6 protein-coding genes and 1 pseudogene are annotated in these 7,746 nt (G+C 45.8%); 2 read left to right on the top strand and 5 right to left on the bottom strand.

The genetic code is table 11. From position 1 onward, the window contains the following. Nucleotides 1–137: 137 nt before the first annotated feature. A pseudogene (locus tag IM500_RS05725) lies at nt 138–365 on the bottom strand (DNA adenine methylase); the annotation flags it as partial. Between the two features lie 15 nt (nt 366–380). Next, nucleotides 381–596, bottom strand: coding sequence for a type II restriction endonuclease (locus IM500_RS05730; RefSeq protein WP_353737894.1), 216 nt, complete (start codon nt 594–596; stop codon nt 381–383). Between the two features lie 216 nt (nt 597–812). On the opposite strand from IM500_RS05730, the gene ftsH2 reads away from it, so the two are divergent. After that, nucleotides 813–2,699, top strand: a complete 1,887-nt coding sequence (gene ftsH2 / locus IM500_RS05735) for an ATP-dependent zinc metalloprotease FtsH2 (protein ID WP_190718483.1) — start codon at nt 813–815, stop codon at nt 2,697–2,699. Nucleotides 2,700–3,129: 430 nt separating this feature from the next. Here ftsH2 and IM500_RS05740 read toward each other — a convergent pair whose 3' ends face one another. Beyond that, nucleotides 3,130–3,348 (bottom strand): neurohypophysial hormones like protein, encoded by a 219-nt coding sequence (locus tag IM500_RS05740; RefSeq protein WP_190718481.1) that lies wholly within the window; start codon nt 3,346–3,348, stop codon nt 3,130–3,132. A 37-nt stretch (nt 3,349–3,385) separates the two neighbouring features. Continuing rightward, nucleotides 3,386–4,351: a DNA polymerase III subunit delta' gene (gene holB / locus IM500_RS05745; protein ID WP_287737951.1), complete on the bottom strand. Its 966-nt coding sequence runs from the start codon at nt 4,349–4,351 to the stop codon at nt 3,386–3,388. Between the two features lie 12 nt (nt 4,352–4,363). Here holB and IM500_RS05750 point away from each other — a divergent pair, with 12 nt between their 5' ends. Then, nucleotides 4,364–4,705, top strand: coding sequence for a hypothetical protein (locus IM500_RS05750; RefSeq protein WP_149979103.1), 342 nt, complete (start codon nt 4,364–4,366; stop codon nt 4,703–4,705). Nucleotides 4,706–5,057: 352 nt separating this feature from the next. On the opposite strand, the gene IM500_RS05755 is transcribed toward IM500_RS05750, so the two are convergent. Then, complete coding sequence (locus tag IM500_RS05755) at nt 5,058–7,388, bottom strand: heavy metal translocating P-type ATPase (RefSeq protein WP_287737953.1); 2,331 nt, start codon at nt 7,386–7,388, stop codon at nt 5,058–5,060. Between the last annotated feature and the right edge of the window lie 358 nt (nt 7,389–7,746).

The following is a 7,746-nucleotide window of genomic DNA, read 5'->3' on the forward strand; positions in this document are numbered from 1 at the left end:
AAAAAATTTTGCCTCAAACCCTATCTGCGTAAGGAATTCAGGATTTTGTGTCCAGTAGTCCATTAGTATTATATTGCTTTAACTCAGGCTCTGTAAGACTTTTAGCCATAGCTAGTATGTTTATACGGGGGAAGTTCAGTAATAACTTGATTTTTTAGATTATTATAAAACTGGATAATATGAGTATTTGTGTCCGCAAGTAAAGCCTTTTTGGGATTAATATTAAAAGCCACCACCCCCGATCCAGAAAAGGGTTCTATCCAACGCCCAAAGCTCAGATCAGACACAATATTTTTAACATCTTTTACCAATTTAGTTTTAATTCCTTGACACTTAATCGGTGGCACAAGTGGCGTTAACTTCACTAAACACTCTCCTCATTAACAGTAATCTCTATCCACAGCCAACTTAGCTCCTGTTGGCTCGTGAATAAAGGTCAAATTAGGGTAAAAATTTTGTTGAGATACTAACTCTATCTTTAATTGGTTACATCTAGCAAAATTATCAAATATGGGAAAAAGAAGCAATTCTAGGATTTTGGGGATGATTTTCGTATCAATAGATATAGTATATACTTCTAGGCAGTTTAAATTCAGTACAGCTTATCCCAGAAACCATGAGACTCTTGCTAGAACAAATGAACTAAAAAAATCTCTCGTCACCATTCTTGTCAGAATTATGAGAATTACGTTACATTTAGTTAAGATTTAATTGGCTGCGGGGATTAATCTCGAAAAAATAACGTAAAATCCTTGACAAAAACAGCTAAATGAGTTAAGCAAAAATCTTTATCCTAGAACCACTAAACAAACATGAAACTATCCTGGAAAACGATTTTACTGTGGACATTGCCCGCCCTTGTGGTCGGTTTTTTCCTCTGGCAAGGCACTTTTGCCACGGCCACCAGTAATATCGGCAATAACACCGCCACTACCCGCATGACCTACGGACGCTTTCTAGAATACCTAGACAGTGGTAGGGTTGTCAGCGTCGATCTCTACGAAGGGGGCAGAACCGCGATCGTACAGGCCCTAGATCCGGAACTAGAAAACCGAGTACAACGCCTACGGGTCGATTTACCGGCCAATTCCCCGGATTTGATCGCCCGTTTACGCGATTCTAAAATTAGTTTCGATGCTCACCCGATGCGGAATGACGGCGCTTGGTGGGGATTCCTCGGTAATCTACTTTTCCCCTTTTTGCTGATTGCCGCTCTCTTTTTCCTGTTCCGCCGTTCTAATAATATCCCAGGCGGTCCGGGTCAAGCGATGAGTTTTGGTAAATCAAAAGCTCGTTTCCAGATGGAAGCAAAAACCGGTATCACTTTTGACGATGTGGCAGGAATTGACGAAGCGAAGGAAGAATTACAGGAAGTCGTCACTTTCCTCAAACAACCGGAGAAATTTACCGCCGTCGGTGCCAAAATCCCCAAAGGAGTCCTTTTAGTTGGTCCTCCGGGTACGGGTAAAACCCTGTTGGCTAAAGCGATCGCCGGTGAAGCGGGTGTACCTTTCTTCAGCATTTCCGGTTCGGAATTTGTGGAAATGTTTGTCGGTGTCGGTGCTTCTCGCGTGCGCGATTTGTTCAAAAAAGCCAAGGAAAATGCTCCCTGTTTAATCTTTATCGATGAAATTGACGCGGTAGGTCGTCAACGGGGTGCCGGTATCGGTGGCGGTAACGATGAACGGGAACAAACCCTGAACCAATTATTGACAGAAATGGACGGTTTCGAGGGTAATACGGGAATTATCATCATTGCCGCCACTAACCGCCCCGATGTTCTCGATTCCGCTCTCATGCGTCCGGGCCGTTTTGATCGCCAAGTAACCGTGGATGCACCCGATTTTAAAGGTCGTTTAGAGATTTTAGACGTTCACGCCCGCAATAAAAAGCTGGCTAACGACGTTTCCATCGAAGCGATCGCCCGTCGCACTCCGGGGTTCAGTGGAGCAGATTTAGCCAATTTACTGAACGAAGCGGCAATTTTAACCGCCCGTCGTCGCAAAGATGCCATTACCCTCCTAGAGATAGATGATGCGGTAGATCGCGTTATCGCCGGTATGGAAGGCACTCCTTTAGTCGATAGCAAGAGCAAGCGCTTAATCGCTTACCATGAAGTGGGTCATGCGATCGTGGGTACGCTCTTAAAAGATCACGATCCCGTCCAGAAAGTGACTCTGATTCCCCGGGGCCAGGCCCAGGGTTTAACTTGGTTCACTCCCAACGAAGAACAGGGTTTAACCACGAAAGCGCAGTTAATGGCCCGGATTTCCGGTGCTTTAGGTGGTCGGGCGGCTGAGGAAGAAATCTTCGGCTATGATGAGGTGACTACCGGTGCCGGTGGCGATTTACAGCAAGTTTCTGATATGGCCCGCCAGATGGTGACTCGTTTCGGGATGAGCGATTTGGGTCCTTTGTCCCTAGAAAGTCAAGGGGGTGAAGTGTTCCTCGGTGGCGGTTTGATGACTCGTTCCGAGTATTCTGAGAAGGTCGCTACTCGCATCGATGATCAGGTGCGATCGATCGTGGAACACTGCCATGAAATTTCTCGGCAAATTATTCGCGATCATCGCGAAGTGATCGATCGAGTGGTGGATCTGCTGATCGAAAAAGAAACGATCAATGGGGAAGAATTCCGGCAGATTGTGGCTGAATACGCCTACGTTCCCGAAAAAGAACAGTTTGTACCACAGTTATAGGTTGATTTCAATCTATAGGCGATCGGGTGGGTTAAAGCTCACCCGATTTTTTTATCCCAGTTAGGGTTTGCTGAATAAATGTGAAATGTAGGCAAGGTAAGAGTTTTGTGGCTTTTTTCGCGAAACAGGTGCAAGATTTTGAGAGAATCGTCGTTCAAAACCTTGCGTCTTCATCGGCCCGCGTCCTGTAGGGGCGAAGCATTCGGACAATCACCTATCGGTGAAACCATAGATTTTCTAACCGAATGCTTCGCCCGTACTTTTTGCCGCAAACCCTAGTTAAGGGTTCAAAAGCGGCAAAAATAAGGATTAAATTGCATAAAATCTGTAAATAGACAATTTAATTGATTATCATTCATTCTTAATTCTCCTGACGACCGACTACTGGCTACTGACTCCTAACCCTAACAACAATTTTTGATTTTTACAATTAGTCATCATCATCATCGTCATCGTCTTTTTTATCCCGTTGATTATCACCGTCTTTTTGCTGCTTTTCCCCGTCTTTATCGCTATCTTCGTCTTTTTGGGGGGATTCTACCGTGGTAGGGACGGTTTTCGGTTCTTCGGCTTCTTTTCCTCCCTGACAAGCACCTAAAACCGTAGTCAAGGTTAACAGAATCAGCAAAACTAAGGATTTGATTTTCAAGGTCTTTCTCCCCACTCGATCGATAAATATAACAATTTTAAGACTTTTGGGCGGTGGATAGTTTGGCCAATGCCAAGAAAGTGCATTCCCAGACTAAACGGGGTTGAACGTAGGCTAACAGCTGCCGGCGGGTTTTTTCCAAGATTTCTAAAATCGATCGCTCTCGTCGTCGTTGCCAATCCTCATACTGAAGATAACTCACATACCATAATTGGGTTTCCGTGTCAAGAGTTTGAGCAATAATTTTGGCTAATTCCAGTGCTTGGGAGAGTTTTAGGGGAAATTTGCTCAAAGATCGCGGTAAATCTTGGGGGAGACTGTCGAGAAACTCTAAAGCGGCGATCGCTTCTCCGGGGCTACCTTGGGCTAAACCGAGAATTGCCGGATAATTGAGAACGCGAGCGTGTCCGTGAGAGCGGAGGACTTGAGCGAGATTTTCTTCCGAAAGACGCTGAAAAGGGATGTGTTGACAGCGAGAAACGAGAGTAGGTAGTAAAGAGGAGGGACTGGGAGCAATCAGGATTAAAGTGGCTTTTCCCGGTTCCTCAAGCGTTTTTAAGAGGGCATTTGCCGCCGATTCCGTCATGGTGTCTGCTTCCTCGATCACTACCACAGAGCGGGACGATTCCAGGGGAGGACGACTTAAAAAGTTAGTAATCTCGCGAATTTGTTCGATGCGGATTTGCGGGGGAGCTTTACGCTTGAGATTGCTTTCCTGTGCTTCTTTTGCGGTGAGCAGTTTGCCTTGGTGTTGATAAGTGGGTTCAATCCAGAGTAAATCGGGATGATTGCCTCCCAGAAAGCGTTTCAGGATTAATTCCCTTGTTTCCGGCGATCGATCTCTAGTTAATAAGTCTTGACAGAAACATTTTGCTGCTAGATTGCGTCCAATCCCCTTAGCGCCGGCGAATAAGTAAGCGGGAGCGATCGAATTGATTTCAAGCGCTCTTTGTAGTAGTTCAATGGCCTGATTTTGACCGATTAACCGTGACCAATCTATCATCTTTTCCCTGCCATGGCTCGCTATTCCTGTTCTTATTTTGTCGGAATTTCTCCTCATCAGACCGGGTTTTTATACGATGATATCCTAAGTTTGGGTGAATTTGAAATCATCAAGCGCCGGCCCGATGTCTTGCTTTTATCGGAAGTTCCTAACGATGCTCTCTTTCCCCAGTTAGTGAAAGTGGAATTATTTATTCATCCTCCCACTAGCTCGGAACTTCAGATCGATTTATTGGTAAAAAATCATGAATTGCCCCTGAGAACTAATAATCGTTGTCGGCGATTTTTTGAATCTATTCACCAGATTATTACCAACAATTATCAAGGTCAATCGCTGACCAGAATTACCGCTTAACCCGATTTGTTCCTGTCTCCGTCAACTGACAAAGACGGGGACAAAATACCATCTTATCACCGTGATTTAACTGGGGTGCTAACTTTTCCTTCCCTATCTCCATCAATAATACGATAGATAACTTCGCTTTAAATAGGGTTTGCTGAAAAAGTTTCTCGTGGGGGCAGGGTGTGGGGTGTAGGGTGTAGGGTTTTACCCATTTTCATGTGGTCAATTACCTAATTTTCAGGGAAAAAGTATCTGAATTTTACCCCCGATCACTCCCATGGCCAGTACTTTTTGATTTCCCAAAAGTCTAAAAGTCTTACCCAACAAGGTTTTTAGATTGATCGAGAAAAAATCGGTAATTGCTTTAGTTTTTGCCTTCCTGCGTCGATTTGAGCGGTGGAAATTGACGACGTAAAAGCAAGGAATTACTCACTACCATAACCGAACTAAAAGCCATCAAAGCTGCTGCTAGGGCCGGACTGAAAGCTAGACCCCAACGGGGCAGTAATAAACCACCGGCAATGGGAATAGCAAAGGTATTATAACCCAAAGCCCAAAAAAGATTTTGTCGGATTTTTTGCCATGTGGCCAGACTTAAATGCAGAGATTGCACCACATCCTCCAGGCGATCGCTAATTAAAACGATCCCGGCCGTTTCCATGGCCACTTCTGTGCCACCGGCCAGAGCAATACCGATGTTAGCCTGTCCTAGTGCAGGAGCGTCATTGATACCATCCCCGACCATAGCCACGATTTTGCCCTCTTTTGTCTGTAGGTCGGCAATTAAGGCGGATTTTTCGGTGGGGGCAACTTCGGCATAAAATTGGCTAATACCCAAACTATTAGCGATCGCTGTCACCACTTCTTGGCGATCGCCACTGAGTAAAATCACCTCTAAACCGAGTTTTTGCAACTGATTGACGGTTGTTTGAGCATCGGGACGCAATCGATCCTGAAAAGCGATCGCGCCGAGTAATTGTTCTTCCATCCCCAGATAAATCACCGTTTTACCCGCTTGTAAAAGCTCTTGAATCCCCCAGATAGTTTCATCGATTTTAATGCCGTTCTGCGCCAACCATTGCCGATTTCCCAGAACAATTTTCGACCCCTGCACCCTTGCAGAAACTCCCAATCCGGCCACAGTTTGAAAATCTTCCCCCGTCAGGTTAGTAGGGGGAGTAACCGCGTCTAAAATCGCCCGAGCGAGAGGATGATTAGTACCACTCTCCACTACTGCCGCTAATTGTTGAATTTCCAGGGGATTAAGGATAGAAAAACTCAAACAATCGGTAATTTCCGGATGACCTTGGCTAAGGGTTCCCGTTTTGTCAAAAACCACCGTTTGCAGTTGCGAGACGGTTTCCAAAACATCGCCCCCTTTAATTAAAATACCCCGTTCGGCTGCTAAACTGGTTCCCACCAGTAGGGCCGTCGGTGTGGCTAAACCGAGAGCGCAGGGACAAGCGACCACAAGCACAGAAATCGCTAATTTTAGGGACAAAAGTAGGGGAGAAGTGGGTTGAATCATCTCGTGGTGTCCTGTGGTTGACCCTAACACCTCTGGAAAGAGCCTAGTTCCCCAAAAATACCAAAAGAGCAGCACAATTAGGGCAATTATCATGACTCCGTAGGCAAAATAACCCGCTACCCGGTCCGCTATCTTCTGTACCGGGGCCTTGCGAGTTTGGGCTGATTCCACGGCTGCGATAATCTTAGCTAGGGTGGTATCAGTCCCCACCTGACGAGTTTGCACGGCGATCGCACCAGAGAGATTGAAACTGCCAGCAATGACTAGATCTCCCATTTCCTTAACCACCGGCAGCGATTCCCCCGTTAATAAAGCTTCATCTACCGTGGTTCTTCCCTGAATAATCTCCCCATCCACGGGAATTTTTTCCCCGGGTAAGACACGCACCCATTCCCCGACGCGCAACTGTTCCACGGGAATGGCCACGCCCACACGGTCATCTGTACTACCAATCAGGTGAGCCACTGCCGGTTGTAGGGAGGTAAGCGCTTCTAAGTCTGCGGCTGCGCGATGACGGGAATGCGCTTCTAGAGTCCGTCCGAGGAGAATAAACCCTAACAGCATGACCGGTTCATCGAAAAAGCACTCTAGACCGAGATTAGGCAAGATAAGAGCCAAACAACTGGCTATATAGGCGCTACCTGTGCCTAAACTAACGAGAGTGTTCATATTTGGCATCCCGTGCCGTAATCCGCGCCAACCATCGATGAAAATATCGCGGCCGGGGAATAAAATGGCTAGGGTGGCTAAAGTCCAGTGAAAAGCAATACTTTGAAAGATAGGGATTTCTGGTCCCCCGATGTGGTGTAAGTGACCAATCAGGGAAAAAACCAGTAAACAACAAGCGATCGCTAATCGGTATAATTGTTGTTGCTGTTCTTTTTGTTGGTTTTGCAGCCGTTGATTTTGTTGAGAAAGGGGAGTCGATGAGCTGCGCGGTTGGGTGGGGAATCCAATCGCGGTTAATTTTGCGGCTAACTGCTCTGGTGCGATCGCATCTGGTTGGTATTCAATCACGGCAATTTCCGTGATTAGGTTAACTTGGGCCGATTTTACCCCTTGATTTTGGCTGAGTTGTCGTTCTACGGCACTAACACAGCCAGCGCATTTCATGCCTTTTACGTCTAGAGTAGCGGTTTTTAGTCCAGTTTCGGCGGCTAGGATCATAGAAAAAGTAGGCAAGGATGGTCTTTACTTCTATCCTAGAAATTATCGACGGATTTTTAAACTATTTTAGCGAGTAGGGTTACAGATAGATGAAATTTCATTACAGATAGCTGAAATTTCAGGTAGCCGATCTGGTAGGGTGCGTTAATGAAATGTAACGCACCTTATCTAATGTTCAAAATTCGTGCGTTACGCTAACGCTAACACACCCTACTGGACTGTTTCAGTGCGATCTTGTAGGGTGCGTTAATGAAATGTAACGCACCTTATCTAATGTTCAAAATTCGTGCGTTACGCTAACGCTAACACACCCTACTGGACTGTTTCAGTGCGATCTTGTAGGGTGCGTTAATGAAAT

Source organism: Microcystis sp. M179S2 (assembly GCF_020245805.1).
GTDB classification, from domain to species: domain Bacteria; phylum Cyanobacteriota; class Cyanobacteriia; order Cyanobacteriales; family Microcystaceae; genus Microcystis; species Microcystis aeruginosa.

Excerpts from the sequence above, each read along its gene's own strand:
- ftsH2 (WP_190718483.1), top strand. The coding sequence starts at position 813 with ATGAAACTATCCTGGAAAACGATTTTACTGTGGACATTGCCCGCCCTT.
- holB (WP_287737951.1), bottom strand. The coding sequence starts at position 4,351 with ATGATAGATTGGTCACGGTTAATCGGTCAAAATCAGGCCATTGAACTA.
- IM500_RS05750 (WP_149979103.1), top strand. The coding sequence starts at position 4,364 with ATGGCTCGCTATTCCTGTTCTTATTTTGTCGGAATTTCTCCTCATCAG.
- IM500_RS05755 (WP_287737953.1), bottom strand. The coding sequence starts at position 7,388 with ATGATCCTAGCCGCCGAAACTGGACTAAAAACCGCTACTCTAGACGTA.